Origin of the sequence: Methylobacter tundripaludum, assembly GCF_002934365.1 — a bacterium.
Lineage (GTDB): Bacteria > Pseudomonadota > Gammaproteobacteria > Methylococcales > Methylomonadaceae > Methylobacter_A > Methylobacter_A tundripaludum_A.
Window position 1 is genome coordinate 286965 of sequence record NZ_PTIY01000002.1, and the last position, 18999, is coordinate 305963.

The 18999-nt window shown below is 50.5% G+C and carries 23 protein-coding genes; 11 read left to right on the forward strand and 12 right to left on the reverse strand.

Annotated elements, in window-relative coordinates; genetic code table 11:
• Nucleotides 1–113 precede the first annotated feature (113 nt).
• The 3 genes from B0F88_RS03380 to B0F88_RS03390 all read left to right on the forward strand — a co-directional run bounded on the left by B0F88_RS03380 (nt 114) and on the right by B0F88_RS03390 (nt 4697).
• Nucleotides 114–1808, forward strand: coding sequence for an ABC transporter ATP-binding protein/permease (locus B0F88_RS03380; RefSeq protein ID WP_104422535.1), 1695 nt, complete (start codon nt 114–116; stop codon nt 1806–1808).
• A 307-nt stretch (nt 1809–2115) separates the two neighbouring features.
• Nucleotides 2116–3867 carry a patatin-like phospholipase family protein gene (locus B0F88_RS03385; RefSeq protein ID WP_104422536.1) on the forward strand — a complete coding sequence of 584 codons (1752 nt, stop codon included), beginning with the start codon at nt 2116–2118 and terminating at the stop codon, nt 3865–3867.
• Between the two features lie 194 nt (nt 3868–4061).
• Complete coding sequence (locus tag B0F88_RS03390) at nt 4062–4697, forward strand: hypothetical protein (RefSeq protein WP_104422537.1); 636 nt, start codon at nt 4062–4064, stop codon at nt 4695–4697.
• A gap of 7 nt (nt 4698–4704) precedes the next feature.
• On the opposite strand, the gene B0F88_RS03395 is transcribed toward B0F88_RS03390, so the two are convergent.
• The 12 genes from B0F88_RS03395 to B0F88_RS03450 form a co-directional block, all read right to left on the reverse strand.
• Entirely contained in the window at nt 4705–5232 is a 528-nt protein-coding gene (locus tag B0F88_RS03395; RefSeq protein ID WP_104422538.1) for a DinB family protein, read from the reverse strand.
• Between the two features lie 212 nt (nt 5233–5444).
• Entirely contained in the window at nt 5445–6572 is a 1128-nt protein-coding gene (dapE, locus tag B0F88_RS03400) for a succinyl-diaminopimelate desuccinylase (protein WP_104422539.1), read from the reverse strand.
• 159 nt (nt 6573–6731) lie between these two features.
• Nucleotides 6732–7112 (reverse strand): ArsC family reductase, encoded by a 381-nt coding sequence (locus B0F88_RS03405; RefSeq protein WP_104422540.1) that lies wholly within the window; start codon nt 7110–7112, stop codon nt 6732–6734.
• Nucleotides 7100–7639, reverse strand: coding sequence for an NADPH-dependent FMN reductase (locus tag B0F88_RS03410; protein WP_258076548.1), 540 nt, complete (start codon nt 7637–7639; stop codon nt 7100–7102). Before B0F88_RS03410 ends, B0F88_RS03405 begins: the two co-directional genes overlap by 13 nt.
• Nucleotides 7640–7658: 19 nt before the next feature.
• Nucleotides 7659–7901, reverse strand: a complete 243-nt coding sequence (locus tag B0F88_RS03415; protein ID WP_104422542.1) for a hypothetical protein — start codon at nt 7899–7901, stop codon at nt 7659–7661.
• A gap of 81 nt (nt 7902–7982) precedes the next feature.
• Nucleotides 7983–8462: a YehS family protein gene (locus B0F88_RS03420; protein ID WP_104422543.1), complete on the reverse strand. Its 480-nt coding sequence runs from the start codon at nt 8460–8462 to the stop codon at nt 7983–7985.
• A gap of 111 nt (nt 8463–8573) precedes the next feature.
• Nucleotides 8574–9392 carry a 2,3,4,5-tetrahydropyridine-2,6-dicarboxylate N-succinyltransferase gene (gene dapD, locus B0F88_RS03425; protein ID WP_104422544.1) on the reverse strand — a complete coding sequence of 273 codons (819 nt, stop codon included), beginning with the start codon at nt 9390–9392 and terminating at the stop codon, nt 8574–8576.
• 8 nt (nt 9393–9400) lie between these two features.
• Complete coding sequence (gene dapC, locus B0F88_RS03430; RefSeq protein ID WP_104422545.1) at nt 9401–10600, reverse strand: succinyldiaminopimelate transaminase; 1200 nt, start codon at nt 10598–10600, stop codon at nt 9401–9403.
• Between the two features lie 4 nt (nt 10601–10604).
• Nucleotides 10605–11384, reverse strand: a complete 780-nt coding sequence (locus B0F88_RS03435) for a M48 family metallopeptidase (RefSeq protein ID WP_104422546.1) — start codon at nt 11382–11384, stop codon at nt 10605–10607.
• 291 nt (nt 11385–11675) lie between these two features.
• Complete coding sequence (locus tag B0F88_RS03440; protein WP_104422547.1) at nt 11676–12161, reverse strand: TlpA family protein disulfide reductase; 486 nt, start codon at nt 12159–12161, stop codon at nt 11676–11678.
• A gap of 60 nt (nt 12162–12221) precedes the next feature.
• Nucleotides 12222–12560, reverse strand: a complete 339-nt coding sequence (locus B0F88_RS03445; RefSeq protein WP_104422548.1) for a type II toxin-antitoxin system HicB family antitoxin — start codon at nt 12558–12560, stop codon at nt 12222–12224.
• Nucleotides 12557–12805, reverse strand: coding sequence for a type II toxin-antitoxin system HicA family toxin (locus B0F88_RS03450; RefSeq protein ID WP_104422549.1), 249 nt, complete (start codon nt 12803–12805; stop codon nt 12557–12559). The genes B0F88_RS03445 and B0F88_RS03450 overlap by 4 nt, the downstream gene beginning before the upstream one ends.
• 284 nt (nt 12806–13089) lie before the next feature.
• Between B0F88_RS03450 and sdhC the strand changes: the two genes are divergently transcribed.
• From sdhC to B0F88_RS03490, 8 genes are all read left to right on the forward strand, one after another.
• A complete protein-coding gene (gene sdhC / locus B0F88_RS03455) occupies nt 13090–13479 on the forward strand; it encodes a succinate dehydrogenase, cytochrome b556 subunit (RefSeq protein ID WP_104422550.1) in 390 nt (129 codons plus the stop codon).
• Nucleotides 13469–13849 (forward strand): succinate dehydrogenase, hydrophobic membrane anchor protein, encoded by a 381-nt coding sequence (gene sdhD / locus B0F88_RS03460; RefSeq protein WP_104422551.1) that lies wholly within the window; start codon nt 13469–13471, stop codon nt 13847–13849. The genes sdhC and sdhD overlap by 11 nt, the downstream gene beginning before the upstream one ends.
• Nucleotides 13850–13852: 3 nt before the next feature.
• A complete protein-coding gene (gene sdhA, locus B0F88_RS03465; protein WP_104422552.1) occupies nt 13853–15637 on the forward strand; it encodes a succinate dehydrogenase flavoprotein subunit in 1785 nt (594 codons plus the stop codon).
• Complete coding sequence (locus B0F88_RS03470; RefSeq protein WP_104422553.1) at nt 15637–16422, forward strand: succinate dehydrogenase iron-sulfur subunit; 786 nt, start codon at nt 15637–15639, stop codon at nt 16420–16422. The genes sdhA and B0F88_RS03470 overlap by 1 nt, the downstream gene beginning before the upstream one ends.
• Nucleotides 16422–16655, forward strand: a complete 234-nt coding sequence (locus tag B0F88_RS03475) for an FAD assembly factor SdhE (RefSeq protein ID WP_104422554.1) — start codon at nt 16422–16424, stop codon at nt 16653–16655. Before B0F88_RS03470 ends, B0F88_RS03475 begins: the two co-directional genes overlap by 1 nt.
• A 150-nt stretch (nt 16656–16805) precedes the next feature.
• Entirely contained in the window at nt 16806–17249 is a 444-nt protein-coding gene (locus B0F88_RS03480) for a hypothetical protein (RefSeq protein WP_146083307.1), read from the forward strand.
• A gap of 220 nt (nt 17250–17469) precedes the next feature.
• Nucleotides 17470–18000, forward strand: a complete 531-nt coding sequence (locus B0F88_RS03485) for a copper resistance protein NlpE (RefSeq protein WP_104422556.1) — start codon at nt 17470–17472, stop codon at nt 17998–18000.
• A gap of 91 nt (nt 18001–18091) precedes the next feature.
• Nucleotides 18092–18943: a GNAT family N-acetyltransferase gene (locus tag B0F88_RS03490; protein ID WP_104422557.1), complete on the forward strand. Its 852-nt coding sequence runs from the start codon at nt 18092–18094 to the stop codon at nt 18941–18943.
• The last annotated feature ends 56 nt before the right edge of the window (nt 18944–18999 follow it).

Here is an 18999-nt window from a genome sequence, read left to right on the forward strand (position 1 = left end):
TGAAAACCGGAAAAATTCCACTAGAATTGTCGGCTAGTAAAAGACGGGACGGACTAGAATAATAAAAAACCGCGTCCTGATGTGTTATTTCACCCAGATAAGGAGATTTTCCTTTGCAAATTTCAAACGGATTTTTTATTCAATTCATTCGGTTAGCCGGGCCTTTTTGGCATTCTGAAAACAAGTCCACTATTCGCAGTCTGGCTCTGGCTTTATTGATGCTCACCGTGATGCAGATCGGCATTGCCGTCGTTATCACAATTTGGAGCGCGGATCTTTTCAATGCGCTTGAGCAGCGATCCATGAGCAGGTTATTTACCCAGATCGCTCTTATCGTGCTGATTTTTGCAGCCAATATAGCGGTTACCACCGCGCACTTTAAAGTTAAGCGGCGCTTGCAACTCGATTGGCGAAGCTGGTTAACACATCGCTTGATTAGCCAGTGGATGACCGATGGCCGTCATTACTTGGTTACACACATTCAGGGGGAGGGGGCGCACGATAATCCTGACGGCAGGATTGCCGAAGATATACGCATTGCGACCGAAGCCGCTATCGATCTTTGCCACTCCTTAATCTATTCTGTATTACTCCTTATCAGTTTTACCAAAATTCTTTGGACGCTTTCCGGTACCGTTACGCTTGATCTGCTGTTCTTTGAAATTCCCATTTATGGGCATTTGGTCTGGCTGGCTATGTTCTATGCGGCTTGTGCTTCTTCATTGGGTTGGTGGCTGGGCCGCCCCTATACCCTGGCGACGGACGCCCGGCAAACCGTAGAAGCCAATTTCAGGTTTGGTTTGGTCAGTGCGCGGGAAAACTCTCTGGCGATTGCGCTGGTGCATGGTGAAGCCAATGAAAGGACCAGATTTATCGCGCTTTTTAAGGATATTGTTCACGCTTGGCAGCGGCAAACCCATGCGTGGTCGCACCTGTTCATGCTCACTTCCGGTTATTCGGTGTTGTCGATGGCGTTCCCGATTCTGGTGTCTGCGCCGCGCTATATTCTGGGGGGGATCACGCTCGGTGCTTTGATGCAATCGGCCCAGGCATTTCAGCAAGCGGCTGGGGCCATGTCCTGGCCGGTCGATAATATGGCCAAGGTTGCAGAATGGCGGGCTTCGGTTGAGCGGGTGTTGGGGTTGGTTAATGGGTTGAGCCGTCTGGAGCAGGAAATCGCCCGCTATGATCCGCATCGCATTATTTTGAAAAAAACCGAACAGGATATTTTGCGTTTATGTGATCTGTGTATTATCCGGCTCGACGGCGTGGTGTGTGTATCGTCGATCAATACCGAAATCAGGCCGGGAGAGCGCGTATTGATTACAGGCAATGCTTTTACCGGTTCCAAATTGTTCAAGGCGATAGTCGGGCTCTGGCCGTGGGGGGAAGGCTCTATCGAGCTGCCGCGCGAGCCGGTGTTTTTTATGCCGCCGCGGCCTTATTTGCCGACTGGAACCTTGCGGGCGGCGATCTGTTATCCGTCGACCCATGCAGAATATACCGAAGCTGCGATTGCAGAAGCGCTTGAACTGGTCGGCCTGGAAGAATTGAAAGAGCAGCTCGATCACGAGGATAACTGGGCTGCTGCGCTTTCGCGCGAACAACAGCAGCGTTTGGGCGTGGTTCGTTTGTTGTTGCAGCGACCTAGTTGGATTCTGCTGCAAGAGGCAATGGACTCGCTGGATTCATCATGGGAAATGAAAATGCTGCGTTTGATAGCCCAAAGACTTCCTGAAGCCGCGATATTGACGATTACCAACGAACCGATGGCTGAGGACTTCCATCAGCGGCGGATTGCGTTGTAATTCTCCTGTCTTGTGTCCGGTTTAATGTAGCTACATCACCATACAGCTGAGCCGTTCGGAATTTAGCTAAATCTGGTTAAGTCTATGCTTACCGAAAGTTAAGCATAGGCTGACATACAGTGGACGCTTTTTTTGCCACAATCATTCCGCCACTCAATACAAAACCGGTAACTTGTGTTAGATATGAACTAGCCCCCTGGATAACGCCAAGCGCTTTAAACAGACTCTCAACAGACAAGTTATAGGTTAGCCAGTCGCCGTCAGAGCGATGTATGTTGGCTCCATTTAACTTTCAGAGGGGAATAACATGTCAGAACAAACTACACAGGAAAGGCTGGGCCTCGGGCTCTCAGGAGGCGGTCTTCGCGCCTCGTTTTTCCATATCGGCGTTTTAGCGCAAATGGCGGAACTCAATCTGCTGCGCCATGTAGAAGTTATTTCTACGGTTTCCGGCGGCTCGATTATCGGCGCGTTATATTACCTGCATCTCAAAAAACTGCTGGAGAGTAAAGCGGATGCGGATATTACCGATCGGGATTATGTGGAAATCGTTCGCAGCATAGAAAAGGATTTTTTGGCGGCGACGGAAAAGAATATCCGCATGGCGACGTTTTCCAGTTTCGCCGCCAACTTCAGGATGCGCTTTCTGAACTATTCGCGTAGTGACCGCATCGGCGAGCTGTACAATGAATGGCTGTACCAAAACGTTCTGCAAAATGTGGGGAAGCCGGTAGAGATGCGAAACCTGAAAATACATCCCGGCGGCCGGATGGATTTTCACCCCAATAAGCACAATGCAGGCAGATCCGCAAAAGTTCCCATCCTGGTGCTCAATGCGACGGCCTTAAACACCGGACGCAACTGGCAGTTTACCGCCCAGACGATGGGCAAGCCTCCGATTCCCCCGAATGATCCTATCGATACAAAACCCATTCGTCTGCTCCAGGCGGAAGCTTATGACGACATCGTACCCCACCAACAAGACTTCCCGTTAGGTCTTGCGGTGGCGGCCTCGGCCTGCGTACCCGGACTATTCGATCCTATGGCCGTCAGCGGCCTGTACAATGATTTGCTGGAGAAGCAGGAAATACGCGCTCAGTTGGTCGATGGCGGCGTAAACGACAATCAGGGTATAAACGGTTTAATAACTAACGGTTGCACCTGCTTTGTGATCAGTGATGCTTCTGGGCAAATGGGCATTAAAAATAACCCGGATACCGGCGCTGTTTCAGTGCTGTTGCGTGTCTCCAGTATTCTGCAAGATCGTGTGCGTATCGAAGGTCTGCGACACCTGATGGACAGTCGAGGTACGCACAACGTTGCCTTCATGAATTTACGCAAGGGCGTAGAGATTAGGGAGATTCATTGGGTCGATCAGGATAGCAAGCAAGCGCCGGACACGGTGATCGAATCAACGTCTCCGGGTTTTGGCGTTGACCCCGGTGTGCAGGACAGCTTGTCGCAAATGCGCACCGATTTGGACGCGTTTACCGAGGTGGAAGCGTACTCCTTGATGTTGGATGGCTATCGCATGAGCCGGGAAGATTTAGAGCATTTTAAAAATAATGCACACTGCATGCGCGCCGCAAACCCCGGCAGTAACAGAACGCTGCCGGAAACACCGTGGAAATTCATGGAAATAGATCCTTGGATCAAAAATCCGACGCCCGATTATTGTCGGCAGCTGGAAATTGCCCAGTCCACCTTTGGTAAGGCTTTGATGTGCTTTGTTTGGCTTAGGATTGCGCTGTTGCTGTTTGTCGCCGGCGCGTTGTATTTCTGTTGGCCGTACCTTAAAGAGCTGCTGTCCATCACCGTTTCGGTATCCGCTCTGGTAGGTGTTTTTATTGTCTGGTTAATCAATAACCTGGCGCCCAAACTGGCGAGCACGTTTAGTTTTCTGGAGACGTTGCGTCCTTGGGCGGAAATATTCAAATCAGCCGTCAAAGCCGCTGCGCTGCTGTTGGGTACCATTTTCATCAAGTTTTATTTGTTATTTATTAACCCCTTGTATGTTGAGCAAGGGCGGGTCAGCAAACTTACCAAGCCCGGCAGCTGATTTCTCACCGCAAGTTGCCCCGTTCTCACGCGGTGCGTGGAGCGGGGACGCCATCAATACTTTTCCCCGTCTTTGTGCTCTAAGGTTTGACGATATATTCGTTATAACGTCTAATGTAGCCTTTCGCTTACATTAGACTTTATTCACGGCGTCGTTTTTACGCTATTTTCCCGCCAAGTCAGAGAGATTTAGAAATGAAAACACAGTTTCTATCAACTTTAGCCAATAACCCTCAAAACAAAAACAACAAAGGTTCGGCAACGCGAATATTCCGGTTTTGGACTGTTTTATCAGTATTGTTTTTAAGCATGTCGTTTTCTGCGCCCGGCTACAGCCACAGAGGCGCGCTTGATGAGGTTGATGTTTGCCGTATCCGGGTCGGTACCGAAAAAATCCACTTTACCGCTTATACACCGACATTTACCCAAAGCGAGGGTTATTGCCGGTTTATTCCCAATGTAGGTCTGACTAATCTGATTTTCGATTATGAAGGCAAGAAGCTCAGGGACGTGTCCGTAGAGTTTGAAGTGACTAAAGAGCCCGAAGGCACGCGCATTTTTTACCTGGAGCCGCAAAAAACCAAATCAGGATCGGTCAAGGCGGATATTGATTTTTCCAAATACGGCGCCGGCGATTATCTTGCCCATGTGACTATCCTTCATGACGGCGAAAAACTGGATACGCATTTGCCGTTTGTGGTCGGCGCCGAAGAAGACAAAACGCATTGGAAGCGGTATTTGTATATGCTGGTAGCCGTAGTGATATTGGTCGCTATAGGTATTACCGTATTAACTCGCAAATACGGGGATAAAGAAAATACCGGCCTTTGATAACCCGTCATTCCGATGCGATTAGCGTCACCAAATCGGTGACGCCCACGTCCAATCCCTGTTGCGACAGCAAGGTAGTCGCTTGGCCTCTGTGATGGGTCTGGTGGTTAAAAAAATGCAGCATCAGGCTGGCCAGGTTTTTGACCGCCGCTTCGCCTTTCATGTTGCGATAGGCGAGCTTATATTCCAGGTCTGATGTGTTGAGTTGTTCGCACCAGCCTATGATTGTGGTGTCCAAGTTCCGGCGTTCCGCGCTTAACGCCGTAAAATCGTCGAACAGTGTTTGCGCCAGGGCTTGCGGTTTTGGCATTGCGCGAATCTGATCCAGAGCGGGATGTTGCGCTGGATGTTCGGAAAAACGTTGCAGCCAGATAATGTCCGCCACCATGATATGGTTCAAGGTACCCAGCAGCGAACCGAAAAACGCCCCCCGGTCCCTGCCCAGCTCGTCGGCTGGCAATTGCGCGGCGGTGCTGTAGAGTTTGTCGTTCATCCATTGGTTGTAACGGCTCAATAAGCGTAAATGTTCAAGCATGGTTTTGCTCCTGTTGGTAAGTTCTGCAAAGGGTTTTTGCGGTTTCCCAATCTTCAGAGACGGTGAAAGTATTAAGAATTGGGCGTGCAAACCTAGGTTTTTACTCCAGTACTCATTTTAAAATCAATGGCTTAAAAATAATGGGGTGATTCTTAAGGCGGTTTTCACAGTCTTTTCAGATTGGGAGCTAGCGAAAGCGATGAATACTTGGCCTACACCAGCAAATTAACCAATATCTGCTCATAAATATCGGACAGAATCTCCAAATCCTCTACGCCGATATGTTCATTGATTTTGTGGATGCTTTCATTGAGCGGCCCGAGTTCGATAACCTGGGCGCCGGTCGGGGCGACAAAACGCCCGTCAGAGGTGCCGCCGCCGGTATCGTCCAGCGTTTCAAAGCCGGTCACGGTTTTGATTGCGGCATGGGCCGCATCGATCAATACACCGGGCCCAGTCAGGAACGGATTGCCGGACAAGCGCCATTGCAGTTCGTAGTTAAAATCGTATTTGTCCAGTATCGCGCGGGTGCGTTGCTTGATGGCGTCTTCATCCAGTTCGGTGCAAAAACGCAGGTTGAACTGTACGTTGACGCTGCCGGGGATGATGTTTTCCGCGCCGGTTCCGGCGTTAATATTGGAAACCTGCAAGCTGGTCGGCGGGAAAAACGCGTTGCCGTGATCCCAGACTTCTTCGGTCAGGTCTTTTAGGGCCGGGGCGAAGCTGTGTATCGGATTGTCGGCCAGCTCGGGGTAGGCGACATGGCCTTGTATGCCTGCGATGGTCAATTTTGCGCATAAAGAGCCGCGCCGGCCGACGCGGATCACGTCGCCGATTTTTTTATCGCTGGACGGCTCGCCGACCAGGCACCAGTCTATTTTCTCGTTGCGCCGCTCCAGCACTTCGACGACCTTAACCACGCCATTGGTGGCGACGCCTTCTTCGTCGCTGGTCATCATCACCGCGATAGAACCCTGATGATCCGGGTGCTTGGCAATAAAGCGCTCGACGGCGGTGATAAAGCAGGCGATGCCGCCTTTCATATCGGCGGCGCCGCGGCCGTATAGTTTGTCTCCGATAATGGTCGGCTCAAATGGCGGCGAGACCCAAGCGTCCACAGGGCCGGTAGGCACCACATCGGTGTGGCCGAGGAAGGTCAGCAGCGGCTTGGCGTCGCCTCGTCTAAGCCAGATGTTTTGGGTGTCTTCAAAGTCCAGTCTTTCTTCATTGAAGCCCAGTTTGGTTAAACGCGCCGCCAGCACGTCCTGGCAACCGGCGTCTTTTGGTGTGACCGATTCGCGGCTGATAAGGTCTTTAAGCAGTTCCAGTGTGTCGCTCATATTTATTCGGTTTATTAGTTATCGGTTTTCGGCAAGCATCAACAACTTAAAACATATCACCACGAAGACACGAAGAACACGAAGAAAAACAAGCTAAAAACTTCGTGTTCTTCGTGTCTTCGTGGTGAATTTATATGTTATTGAGCCGTAAGCCATATCCTATGGTTTTTTGTGCGTGGGAAGGCTTGCGGCATACCCATCATCCTTGGCGCTAAACCCCAGGATTAGCTTGTCGCCGGCGTCTAAAACCGGGCGTTTAATCAGGGTAGGGGTTTCCAGCATCAGCTGCATGGCTTTTTCTTGGGTCAAGTCGCTTTGCTGTTCTGCGCTGAGCTGACGCCAACTGGTGCTGCTGCGGTTGAGCAGTTTGGTCCAGTCTAAATGCTCGGCGAAATGCTGTAACAGCTCAGGCGTCAAGCCATCGGTTCTAAAATCGTGGAACCGGTAAGCTATCCCGTTTTGATCCAGCCAGGTGCGCGCTTTTTTAACGGTGTCGCAGTTTTTTATACCGTAAAGAGTGTGGGTTTTTAGGCTTTGCAATTTACAATCTCCATGCGGAAGGCGCGTAACGCCTCACGAATTGCTGTTGTAATAGACGGATCGGCAATAATCCCGTGTTCATCGAGGTGTGAGCCGATAATGGGTAAGGTAATCGAGGCGGCTTCAACGACCTGAGCCGACATGACGGTCAACGTTTCCTTTAGCGATGCCTGGGCGATAGTTGCTCGCGGAGACGCATTAAGCAAAGCAACCGGCTTGCCGACAAAAGCCTCGCTACCGACCATCCAGTCCAAGGCATTCTTCATGACTCCCGTTACGCCGTGAGCGTATTCCGGGCTGGCGATAATAACGCCGTCGGCTTCGAGCAGGCGGGCGTGAAAATCCGCAACCGGGGACGCATCGGTTATTTCAATATCGGGGTTGAATAGCGGCAGACTGTTCAGTCCGGTATAGAGTTCGACGCGAATATCGGCAGGCGCCAAGCAAACAACGGCTCTCAGCAGTGCGGAGTTCAACGATGCGGCGCGTAAGCTACCTGAAATAGCCAAGACTCTGACAATCGGCATCGCTGACTCCATAGGGATTTTACAATTGGCTGTTCAGTAATTCGTCAATGCTGGGCAACTGTTTGTCGGACTTGCAGCGGTTTTTATAAAGATCGACAAATTCCATAAAGGCTTGTTCCAGATCGGCCAGGATTTCTTCTTCGTTTTCACGCTCATCTTCGGGAACATCGGGCGAATCCAGATACTCGTGTTGCAGGGCGACTTCGCTGTTTAAAGACAGCAAGGCGTAAATGACGGCATTGTTTGATATTTGTTCGCTCATAGTATGGGGCCTAGTTAAGTTATGGGTGGAAGTGTGCAGGTTAGCGTAGCGTAACCCAACATTTTGTTAAGTGATGCAGTTTTAATCTGACGCGTTAGGATCTCTAAAACGAATGGTAAGGCCTTGTAAAAAGTTTCTTAAAATCTGGTCGCCGCATTCCCGGTGGTGTTTATGGCCTTTTTGCCGGAAAAAAGAGCTGAGCTCGCCTTTGGACAATTCAAAATCGGCCAACTTCAATGTGCTGAGCATGTCCTCTTCTTTAAATTCCAGCGCGATACGCAGTTTTTTGAGTATCGCGTTATTGGTTAACGGCTCCGGTTTTTTCACTTGTGCAGGCGGATTCTCCTGCTTGCCTCTTCGATAGATAATCAGGCCGTCTAAAAACTGCTCCATCAGCTTATTGTTAAGCGGAACGTAATCGGCTTCATTGTCTTTTTTGAGCAGCTTGAGCAACTCGTCCCGGCTTATCTCAGCGCCGCTTAAGGCGAAGATTTCGATCATGGTCTGGTCTTTAAGCTCTAAAGCGTAGCGTACCCGGCGTAATACATCGTTGTTAATCATGGTTTGTTATCGGTGGGTTGTGTCGGTTGGGACGGCGGAAAGGATATTTGAGCCATCCGCGAGATGAACAGGGAAGGGTGCATGACGCAAAGGCGCATGCACCCGACACAATTAATCCCTCAACAACTCATTGATGCCTGTTTTACTGCGGGTTTTTTCATCAACCTGTTTGATGATAACCGCGCAGTACAGGCTGTATTTGCCGTCCGCAGAAGGCAGGTTGCCCGAGACGACGACCGAGCCGGCCGGAATGCGGCCGTAGCTGATTTCGCCGGTCATGCGGTTGTAGATTTTGGTGCTTTGGCCGATGTAAACGCCCATCGAAATGACCGAGCCTTCTTCGACGACCACGCCTTCGACGATCTCGGAACGCGCGCCGATAAAGCAGTTGTCTTCGATGATGGTCGGGCCGGCTTGCAAGGGTTCCAATACGCCGCCGATGCCGACGCCGCCGGACAGGTGAACGTTCTTGCCGATTTGCGCGCAAGAGCCGACTGTAACCCAGGTATCGACCATCGTGCCGCTATCGACATAGCCGCCGATGTTCACGTAGGACGGCATCAAGATAGCGCCGGGTGCGATGTAGGAACCGCGTCGTGCAACCGCGTTCGGTACGACTCGCACACCGGCCTTGGCGAAATCTTCTTCGCTGTAGTTGGCGAATTTGCTGTCGACCTTGTCGTAATAACGCGTGTTGCCGCCGTCCATCAGCCTGTTTTCGTTGATCCTGAACGACAACAACACGGCTTTTTTCAGCCATTGGTTGGTGACCCAATCGCCGCTGGTTTTTTCGGCGACGCGGGCCTTGCCGCTGTCCAATAAGTTGATTGCTTCTTCAACGGCAGAGCGCACTTCACTGGAAACAGTCGCTGGCGTAATGTCGGCACGGTTTTCAAAGGCGTCGTTAATGATTTGTTCTAGTTGTGACATGGTTCTTCTTATAAAGAGTTAAGGAAATTTTTGATGCGCTGCGCGGCTTCTATGCATTCATCCAGAGGCGCAACCAGTGCAATCCTGACATGGTTTAGGCCGGGATTAACGCCGTCGCAATCGCGGGATAAATAGCTGCCGGGCAGTACGGTGATGTTTTGCCTAGCAAACAGCTGTTTGGCGAATTCGGTATCGGAAATCGGTGTTTTCAACCAAACATAGAAACTGGCCGGCGGCTGGGTGACGGTGCAAACGTCGCCGAGAATATCGATGAAAGCCGCGAATTTTTCGCGGTACAAGCGACGGTTTTCGACGACGTGCCGCTCATCCTGCCAGGCTTGGATGCTGGCGTGCTGGGTAGGCAAAGGCATCGCGCAGCCGTGATAAGTCCGGTATTGGAAATAGTGTTTCAATAGCTCGGCGTCGCCTGCGACAAAACCCGAGCGCAAACCCGGCGCGTTGGAGCGCTTGGACAAGCTGTGGAAAATGACGCAGCGCTTAAATGCCGTATTGCCCATGTTGTAGGCCGTTTGCAGCAAGCCCGGCGGCGGGTTGCTTTCGTCGTCGTAGATTTCGGTATAGCACTCGTCGGAAGCAATCACGAAGTCATGCTTTTCCGCCAGCTTCAGCAGCTTTTCGTGACTGGCCTGATCAATCACCGAGCCGGTCGGGTTGCCGGGCGAGCAAATGTAAATCAGCTGGCAGCGTTGCCATATCTCATCCGGCACCGCGTCAAAATCCGGCAAATAACCGGAGTCTTCCAACGTGTTCAGATAATAGGGTTCAGCCCCTGCCAGCAAGGCCGCGCCTTCATAAATCTGGTAAAAAGGGTTCGGCATGACGACCACGGGCGCAACCTTAGTCGAATCGATCAGGCACTGGGCAAAGGAAAACAACGCTTCACGCGTACCGTTGACCGGCAAAACCTGAGTTTCAGCATTAACCGCATCGGCCGGGATCTGGAAGCGTCGGCTGATCCATCCGGCAATCGCCTGCCGGAGTTCCGGTATGCCTTTGGTGGTCGGATAGTTAGCCAAACCGTGCAAATGGGTTAACAGCGCTTCCTGGATTAAATGCGGCGTGGCATGGGTCGGCTCGCCCATAGACAGGGCGATATGCGACTTGTCTTTAGGCGGAACGACGCCTTGTTTAAGTTGCGCCAGTTTCTCGAACGGATAGGGATGTAAATGTTTTAAGTTTGGAGTCATCAACTTAGTTGCAATGCGGTTGTTTGCCTTGTGATTGGGCTTGCTGGAATAGTCCCATGGCTTGCGGCATGTGTTTTTCCAAGTCCTGAATGCGCGTGGCATGCGAAGGGTGAGTGGACATGAATTCTAGCGGTTGCCGGCCTTGCGATGCCTGTTCCATTTTTTGCCACAAGTTGATGCTTTGCCTTGGATCAAAACCCGCTTTGGCCATTAAATCGACGCCGATCATATCGGCTTCGCTTTCATGGGTGCGGCTGTAAGGCATCAGTATGCCGTATTGCGCGCCGAGGCCCAGCATACCGAGCGCCGTTTGGCCTAAGGCGGTTTGCGGTGCGCTAACTGCCTGGATGATGCCCATGCCTTGGCTAACCGCGAATTCCTGCGAGGCGCGTTCATTACTGTGCCGGGCGAGCACATGGCCGATTTCATGGCCGATGACCGCCGCCAATTGGTCCTGATTGTCGACCAGCGTGAGCATTCCGGTATGAACGCCGATTTTGTTGCCGGGCAGGGCGAAAGCGTTAGGCGAGGCGTCTTCAAACACCACGATTTCCCAGTTGCCGCCGGTTTCCTGGGTAATTGCCCCGGCAATGCAGTTCGCCAGTTGATTGTATTTACTGCTGGTGCTGATAGGTTTTTGTTTCTTCAGGTTATCGAAAGCCTGCAAGCCCATTTGATTGATTTGCGCATCAGGCATGAAAACAAGTTGGCTTCTGCCTGTAGGGCTGGTGACACAGGCGCTTAGTAAACAGGTAGCCAGAACGTGGAGTATTTTTTTGAACATAAAAAATGACCGGTAGTTTCTGATATAGCGGCCATTTTAACGTAAGTTTTTATCCGGGGTTTAAAAATGTAACTTCCCGTTAAGAAAAGCTTATCACCACGAACGACTACATGGGCAGATATTTTGCTCCATGCAAAATCTGCATTCTCCACATCCCTCTGGGTTATGCAGGAGGTAGAGCACCAACAGTAGGCGCTTTAGACGATACAGGACACGAAGGACACGAAGAAATAAAACTTCGTGTCCTTCGTGTCTTCGTGGTGAATGATAAAAATCCGGTTGGTTAAAGACTTATTTCAGAATTTTGGCGAACATCGCATCATAATCTTCTTTCGACAACACACCGCTGACGCCTGTGCGTTGATGGGCCTTGTCGAAGAAATAGGTTCTGGGCAGTTCGCCATACCATTTAGGATCGATTTCAAATTGCAGTTTTTGGGTGTTTTCCTCGGCATAGACCCAGTTTTCAATCTCGGATAATTGGTTTTTTTCCAGGATTTGCTGAATCTGCTCGCTTGCTGATAATTCATCCGCCGCCAGCATGATCATTTTAAGTTCGGGTCTGCTTTTATGGATGCTGCTTAACAGCTCCATGTCTTTCAGGCAGGAAGGGCAGTTGATGGACCAGACCACCAGCATGAACGGCTGGTTGGCGTTGCTGACCAATATTTGCTGATAACTTCCCGAGGTAAATGCAGCCGGAGCGGCTTGCGCCTGAATATTAAAAACGGTTAATAAAATAAACGCCAAGCCAGGGAAAAGTTTTTTTAAAGTCATGATTTGATTCCATGTGTCCAGATGAAAGAGTCTTTTTCGTAACTGATCATTTTTTGCCCTTTAAGCGTGCGATTCGGTATCTTTCTTGACGATGTCTTTGATGTAATCGTTCAGGGATTTTCCTATTTCACCGGCTCGTTTTACCGCTTTTTCGTGTAGCTCTTCGCCTATCCGCACGTTGAAAGAACCTTTAAAGGTTTTTTTGGGTTCCATGCCGGTTTCTTTGCAGGTTTCCAGATAGCTGTCCACGGCAAGCCTGAATTCTTTTTCCAATTGATCAACTGTTTCGGCTTCGTAATTCACCAAGTCGCTTATGAATTCAATTTTGCCATGTAAACAACTGTCTTCTACGCTTACTTTGACGCTGCCTTGATAGCCTTTGTACTTAAAGTATTTCATTTGATAACCCCTTGCTCTTTTAACTTTTTGATGATGTCTTTCTTGATATATGTTTTTATGGTGTTCTGTGGGTGCGGACGGTGTAATTCGATGATTATTTTCTTTTCAAGATTTACGAATTTTATTCTGGAGCCATCGCCTTCAAGTTTTTTGTAACCCAGTCTCTTCAATAGGGTTAAAACCTCGCTCCATTTTGGAAATGGCGTATTGATGAATTGTTCTAATAGTTTTTCTAATTGGCTCATGTTTTAAGTTCGCAACTAAATTTTAGTTGCAAATATAGCATTTATTTTGACTGTCATCAAAATTCGATCTTGACTCTGATATAAGCATTGGTGTGTTTTGCCCGTGCTGTTTGTCTTTCATGTTGAAATATTCTTCCGGCTTTTTACCTCAGCGGGCATCGGCAATATGTGGTACAACATAATTCGACTGATTCTACCCGCTATGGCGGTTGGAAACAGAGCGTCTATTGCATCGAATTTTGATTTGGAAGATCATTGGGTAAACACAACCACCGGATAACACTATGGCGATAAATACCAACAGACCCACATCCCCGCATTTGCAAGTCTACCGACTGCCGTTAACCGGCATTATTTCCATCACTCACCGCATAACCGGGGTCATGCTCTCAGCCGGTTTAATTTTGTTCGTTTATGTTATTTCGGCGCTGGCGGGCGGCGCGGATTCATACGCCGCAATGCAAGCTGTAATGAATCTGTGGTTGCTTAAACTGGTATGTTGGGGATTTGTTTACGCGCTGTTTTTCCACTTGTGTCACGGCGTCCGCCATTTGATTTGGGATGCCGGCAGTAGCTTTGACCTGGATACGCTAAACCGCTACGCCGTGATTGAACTGGTCGCTTCGCTGGTACTGACTTCGATAACTTTGGCGTGGGGGGCTTATGGACACTAGAACGCCTTTATCCAGGGTTCGGGGCTTGGGTTCTGCAAAAAGCGGAACCGCTCATTGGTGGATGCAGCGCGTCACCGCCGTGGCGTTGATTCCGCTGTCTTTTTGGCTGATCACGTTTCTGGGTTTGAGTTTGACCGCTCCTTATCAACAAACCGTAGACTGGCTGGCGTCGCCCGTTAACAGCGTCTGTATCGTGGCGTGGATTATCGCCGCTTTTTACCACGCCGCGTTGGGCTTGCAGGTCGTTATCGAAGATTATGTCGCCGCCGAAGGCCCCAAGATTATCTCGATCTGGGCCGTCAATCTGGCTTTCTTGTTTTTGGCGATTGCGGCCTTGCTGGCCGTGTTTCGCATCGTATCGGTAGGGTGATTCATGGCCGCAGATTATAAAATTATTGAACATGCTTACGATGTCGTCGTGGTCGGTGCAGGCGGCGCGGGACTTCGGGCTACCTTAGGTATGGCGGAAAGGGGCCTTAAAACCGCCTGCATCACCAAAGTATTTCCCACCCGCAGTCATACCGTCGCCGCGCAAGGCGGCATCAGCGCCGCACTGGGCAATATGGGCGAAGACGACTGGCGCTTTCACATGTACGACACCGTCAAAGGCTCCGATTGGCTGGGCGATCAGGATGCTATCGAGTATATGTGCCGCGAAGCCATTCCCGCCGTGATCGAGCTGGAGCATTACGGCGTACCGTTTTCGCGCACCGCCGACGGTAAAATCTATCAGCGCGCGTTCGGCGGCATGACCACGCATTACGGCAAAGGACGGGCGCAACGCACTTGCGCTGCGGCCGATAAAACCGGCCATGCTATCCTGCATACCTTGTACCAACAGTCCCTAAAACATAAGGCCGAATTCTTCGTCGAATATATCGCGCTGGATTTGATCATGGAAGACGGCGAATGCCGAGGCATCCTGGCTTGGTGTCTGGACGACGGCTCGCTGCATTTGTTCAAATCGCAGATGACCGTGCTGGCGACCGGCGGTTACGGGCGCACGTTTTTTTCCTGCACCTCGGCGCATACCGTGACCGGCGACGGCAACGCGATGGCCTTGCGCGCGGGTTTGCCGTTGCAGGATATGGAGTTCATTCAGTTTCACCCGACCGGCATTTACGGCGCAGGTTGTTTGATTACCGAAGGCGTAAGAGGCGAGGGCGGTTACCTGACCAATTCGGAAGGCGAGCGCTTCATGGAACGCTATGCGCCGTCCGCCAAAGACTTGGCTTCGCGCGATGTGGTCAGCCGCGCGATGACCATTGAAATTGCAGAAGGCCGGGGCGTAGGGCGGCTGAAAGATCACATTTATTTACATATCGAGCATCTTGACCCGGCTATTATTCACGAACGCTTGCCGGGCATATCGGAAACTTCGAAGATTTTCGCCAATGTCGATGTGACCAAACAGCCGATTCCGGTGTTGCCGACCGTACATTACAACATGGGCGGCATTCCGACCAATTACAAAGCCGAAGTCGTAACCCTGAAAGACGGCGATCCCGATGCGGTGGTGCCGGGCCTGATGGCGATCGGCGAGGCGGCTTGCGTTTCCGTGCATGGCGCGAACCGCTTGGGTTCGAACTCGCTGCTCGATCTGGTGGTGTTCGGCCGCTCCGCCGCGATACGCTGTGCGGAATTGATCAAACCGGGCTCAAGGCAGAAACCGTTGGCGAGCAATGCCTGCGACAAAGCCATCGCCCGTTTCGATAAAATCCGCAATGCGAACGGCAGCCGCTCGACCTCCGACATTCGCCTGGACATGCAAAAAGTCATGCAAGCCAAGGCGGCGGTGTTCAGGACCGGTTCCACGCTGACCGAAGGCATCAACGCGATGGCGGAAGTCAGAAAAACCTTTGCCGATGTCAAAATAACCGATAAATCGTTGATCTGGAATACCGATTTGGTCGAAACGCTGGAGTTGGATAACCTGCTGAGCCAAGCCACCGTGGCAATCAACGCCGCAGGCAACCGCACCGAAAGCCGGGGCGGCCATGCACGGGAAGATTACCCGAAACGCGACGACGAAAACTGGCTGAAGCATACCCTGACCTGGCTGGACGGCGATCAGGTCAAAATCGATTACAGGCCGGTGCATATGTACACCTTGACCGACGAAATCGACGTAATTCCACCAAAAGAGAGGGTGTACTAATGGCTGAATTTACCCTGCCCAAAAACTCGGTGTTAATCAAAGGCAAAATCTTTAAAGCGCCGGAAGGTGCAACCAACATCCGCCGCTTTGAAGTGTACCGTTGGGACCCCGAATCGGGCGAAAACCCGCGCATCGATGCGTTCGAACTGGACATGGACAGCTGCGGCCCGATGGTGCTGGACGCGATCCTGAAAATCAAGAATGAAGTCGACAGCACCTTAACCTTCCGGCGCTCCTGCCGCGAAGGCGTGTGCGGCTCCTGCGCGATGACTATCAACGGTAAAAACTCGCTGGCCTGCACCAAAGCCATCGACTCCTATTCCGGCACGGTCAAAATTTACCCGCTGCCGCATTTGCAAGTCGTTAAAGACCTGGTGCCGGATCTGAACCATTTTTATGCGCAATACGCCTCGATCAAACCGTGGATAGAAACCCAAACCCCAGCGCCTGCCGATTCCGAGCGTCTGCAAAGCAAGGAAGACCGGGAAAAACTCGATGGTTTATACGACTGCGTGCTGTGCGCCTGTTGCTCGACCAGCTGCCCCAGTTATTGGTGGAACAGCGAGCGTTACCTGGGCCCTGCTATTTTGCTGCAAGCCTACCGCTGGCTGGTCGACAGCCGCGACGAAAGCACCGGCGAACGGCTGGACGAACTGGAAGACCCGTTTAAATTGTACCGATGCCATACGATTATGAATTGCACCGATACCTGTCCTAAGGGCTTGAATCCGGCTAAGGCGATTGCCGAAACCAAGAAGCTGTTGGTGCAGAGAAAATTGGGCTGATGGACGAGCTGGCTCGATTAAAGTGGCAATGCCGGCGGGGGACTAAGGAGCTGGATTTTTTGCTGAACCGGTATTTGGAAACGGGGTATTTGGTTGCGGATCAGGCGGAGAAGGCTTTGTTTGTTGAGTTGTTGGGATTTGAAGATGATGAACTGTCCGCAGTTTTAATGGCTGAGGCGGAAGTGCCGGAAGAAATGGAGGTTTTGGTTGGGAAGATACATAGTCAACCCTGAAAAAAGCGCCCCAACCATGCTTACAGACACCGAGACTCCGATCTCAGCCGGTAACAAGCTGTTAAACGGAAGCCATCTCAACGTCATGCATTTTACGTTCGGCTTCAGGATCGAATAGCGGTTTTAAGTAACAAATTTCATGCAAATGTTTTGATCGATGCCGAAGCTAAAATAGAGATTTATACTATGTCTGAAACCCTTATAGAAAAAATAACATCTGAAGTTTCCTCTTATTACGCCGCCGTTACTCAGTATCGTCCAAATAATGATCTTGCATTTCGAACTAAACTTCGCAGGACACTCCAAGCAAAGCTCGAACCTTACTTAGACGGCAAATTAATAGATTCGTTTACAGTTATCTGTGATGAAACTAATAACGATACGCGAGATGTAAAGCAACCTGTAAAGCTGGATGTTATCGTAAGAATATCCAAATCTTCGCCAAAACATATCATTTCGTTGCCTTCCGGGAAACCGAATCAGCAGGATCAAATGGCACTGAAAAAACGTAGTTCGTTATGGTACAAATCAATAGATAGCGGGGAATCATTATGGAATAAATTATTCGGTAAACCGGCGGAAAAAAAGAGTTAATATGGATTACCGGGTAGGGCGCATCGCGCCCCATTTCGAAGCTTAACCGTACTGGGGATGTTGATCCCCGACATGGATTGTTCGTTGGAATATTTTAAAATAACCTGTTGATTCTGGTATTTGTAAATGAAGCAGCAAAAAGGGTCTTGCGCATTTTCGTGACCGTTCAGGCTGTTCGGTAAGCATTGAACGTGAATTACACATTAAATTAGGTACTTATATGCAAACATTAAAAAAACAATTAAAACAAAATATGGCGTTGATTTTTATCAGTATTCTGCTTCCTGCTAATATTGCAATGGCGGCGACAGACCAAGCAGACCAAGAAAAACTGCTTAGGGCGCGCGTAAAGAACCTTGAGCAAGATACCGATCACTCAGCTCATGTAATGCCTATCGATAAGAAGCTGGAGTTTCATGGCGTTTTTTACGGTTATCTTCCTTGCAAAGACTGCGACGGCATTAAAGCGACACTGTCGTTAAAACAAAATAACAATTATCTGTTGGTGACTCAGCCGGCAAAAGAATCCTCAAGGGAATTTTATGAGAAAGGAAAATACACTTGGGATGAGGAAACCCATACCGTTGTTTTAACGCCGCGCACAGAGTCAACCATACGGCAATATCGTATTGAAAACGAAGGAACGCTGGTTCAGCTTAACAGCGATGGAACGAAGGTGGCAGGAGAGACAGATCGCTACACTTTACGCAGAAGCGATACGGTGAAGTCACGTGAGGTGCATATTCACTAAGATCAATATAGCTTGTTCCAGCCCGGCGCGAGGGAACAAGAAAAACGCCTCTATAGCCGAACAACAAGCCGGATAGGGAAGGCAGGAAATTATGCAAAAAAACAGCTACACAATAAGAACAATGGCCCGGCAAGAACTCGACATCGCGCTCGACTGGGCTGCCGAGGAAGGATGGAATCCGGGGTTGTACGATGCCGATTGCTTCTATGCCGCCGATCCAGACGGTTTCCTGGTTGGATTGCTCGACGATGAACCGATTGCAACGATTTCAGTCGTGAAATACGGCAGTTCGTTCGGCTTTCTCGGGTTATATATAGTCAAGCCGGAGTATCGCGGCAAAGGCTACGGCATGCAGATATGGGATGCCGGGCTGGCGTTGCTTAGCGGCCGCACTATCGGCCTTGATGGCGTGCTCGCCCAGCAGGACAATTACAAAAAGTCGGGATTTACATTGGCCTATAGCAACGTTCGCTATCAGGGAGCCGGCGGCGGCCATTATCCGGCTGCTTCCGGTATTGCGCCGTTGTCCGCGCTGGCTTTTGATGATATTTGCGCATACGACCAGGCTTTTTTTCCGGGCAACCGCAGGGAATTCCTGAAGTGCTGGATAGCCCAGCCGCAAAGTACGGCGTTAGGCATTCTGCGCGACAACAAGCTGGCCGGTTACGGGGTTTTGCGTAGCTGCCGTTCAGGATACAAGGTGGGGCCGCTGTTTGCAGACAGCCCCGAGTATGCTGAACAGCTGTTCCTGGCTTTAAAATCACATGCCCCGGAAAACGCTCAGGTTTTTCTGGACATACCGGCAATCAATGCGGCGGCAGTCGATTTGGTGAAGCGGCATCAGATGGTTGTCTCGTTCGAGACGGCGCGCATGTATACAGGGCAAAGCCCAGATTTGCCGATAAATCGGCTGTTCGGCGTGACCACTTTTGAGCTTGGCTGAGCGCAATTAGCAAAAATAGCCAGATCGGGTTTGTAAAATGCAGGGTTTCGCGGCAA

Bases quoted from the DNA above. Each gene is read 5' to 3' on its own strand.
- B0F88_RS03445 (WP_104422548.1), bottom strand. From the start codon at position 12,560: ATGAAATACTTTAAGTACAAAGGCTATCAAGGCAGCGTCAAAGTAAGC.
- B0F88_RS03470 (WP_104422553.1), top strand. From the start codon at position 15,637: ATGGCTGAATTTACCCTGCCCAAAAACTCGGTGTTAATCAAAGGCAAA.
- sdhA (WP_104422552.1), top strand. From the start codon at position 13,853: ATGGCCGCAGATTATAAAATTATTGAACATGCTTACGATGTCGTCGTG.
- B0F88_RS03435 (WP_104422546.1), bottom strand. From the start codon at position 11,384: ATGTTCAAAAAAATACTCCACGTTCTGGCTACCTGTTTACTAAGCGCC.
- B0F88_RS03385 (WP_104422536.1), top strand. From the start codon at position 2,116: ATGTCAGAACAAACTACACAGGAAAGGCTGGGCCTCGGGCTCTCAGGA.
- dapD (WP_104422544.1), bottom strand. From the start codon at position 9,392: ATGTCACAACTAGAACAAATCATTAACGACGCCTTTGAAAACCGTGCC.
- B0F88_RS03440 (WP_104422547.1), bottom strand. From the start codon at position 12,161: ATGACTTTAAAAAAACTTTTCCCTGGCTTGGCGTTTATTTTATTAACC.
- B0F88_RS03485 (WP_104422556.1), top strand. From the start codon at position 17,470: ATGCAAACATTAAAAAAACAATTAAAACAAAATATGGCGTTGATTTTT.
- sdhC (WP_104422550.1), top strand. From the start codon at position 13,090: ATGGCGATAAATACCAACAGACCCACATCCCCGCATTTGCAAGTCTAC.
- B0F88_RS03395 (WP_104422538.1), bottom strand. From the start codon at position 5,232: ATGCTTGAACATTTACGCTTATTGAGCCGTTACAACCAATGGATGAAC.
- B0F88_RS03390 (WP_104422537.1), top strand. From the start codon at position 4,062: ATGAAAACACAGTTTCTATCAACTTTAGCCAATAACCCTCAAAACAAA.
- B0F88_RS03490 (WP_104422557.1), top strand. From the start codon at position 18,092: ATGCAAAAAAACAGCTACACAATAAGAACAATGGCCCGGCAAGAACTC.
- B0F88_RS03450 (WP_104422549.1), bottom strand. From the start codon at position 12,805: ATGAGCCAATTAGAAAAACTATTAGAACAATTCATCAATACGCCATTT.
- sdhD (WP_104422551.1), top strand. From the start codon at position 13,469: ATGGACACTAGAACGCCTTTATCCAGGGTTCGGGGCTTGGGTTCTGCA.
- dapE (WP_104422539.1), bottom strand. From the start codon at position 6,572: ATGAGCGACACACTGGAACTGCTTAAAGACCTTATCAGCCGCGAATCG.
- B0F88_RS03420 (WP_104422543.1), bottom strand. From the start codon at position 8,462: ATGATTAACAACGATGTATTACGCCGGGTACGCTACGCTTTAGAGCTT.
- B0F88_RS03410 (WP_258076548.1), bottom strand. From the start codon at position 7,639: ATGCCGATTGTCAGAGTCTTGGCTATTTCAGGTAGCTTACGCGCCGCA.
- B0F88_RS03475 (WP_104422554.1), top strand. From the start codon at position 16,422: ATGGACGAGCTGGCTCGATTAAAGTGGCAATGCCGGCGGGGGACTAAG.
- dapC (WP_104422545.1), bottom strand. From the start codon at position 10,600: ATGACTCCAAACTTAAAACATTTACATCCCTATCCGTTCGAGAAACTG.
- B0F88_RS03415 (WP_104422542.1), bottom strand. From the start codon at position 7,901: ATGAGCGAACAAATATCAAACAATGCCGTCATTTACGCCTTGCTGTCT.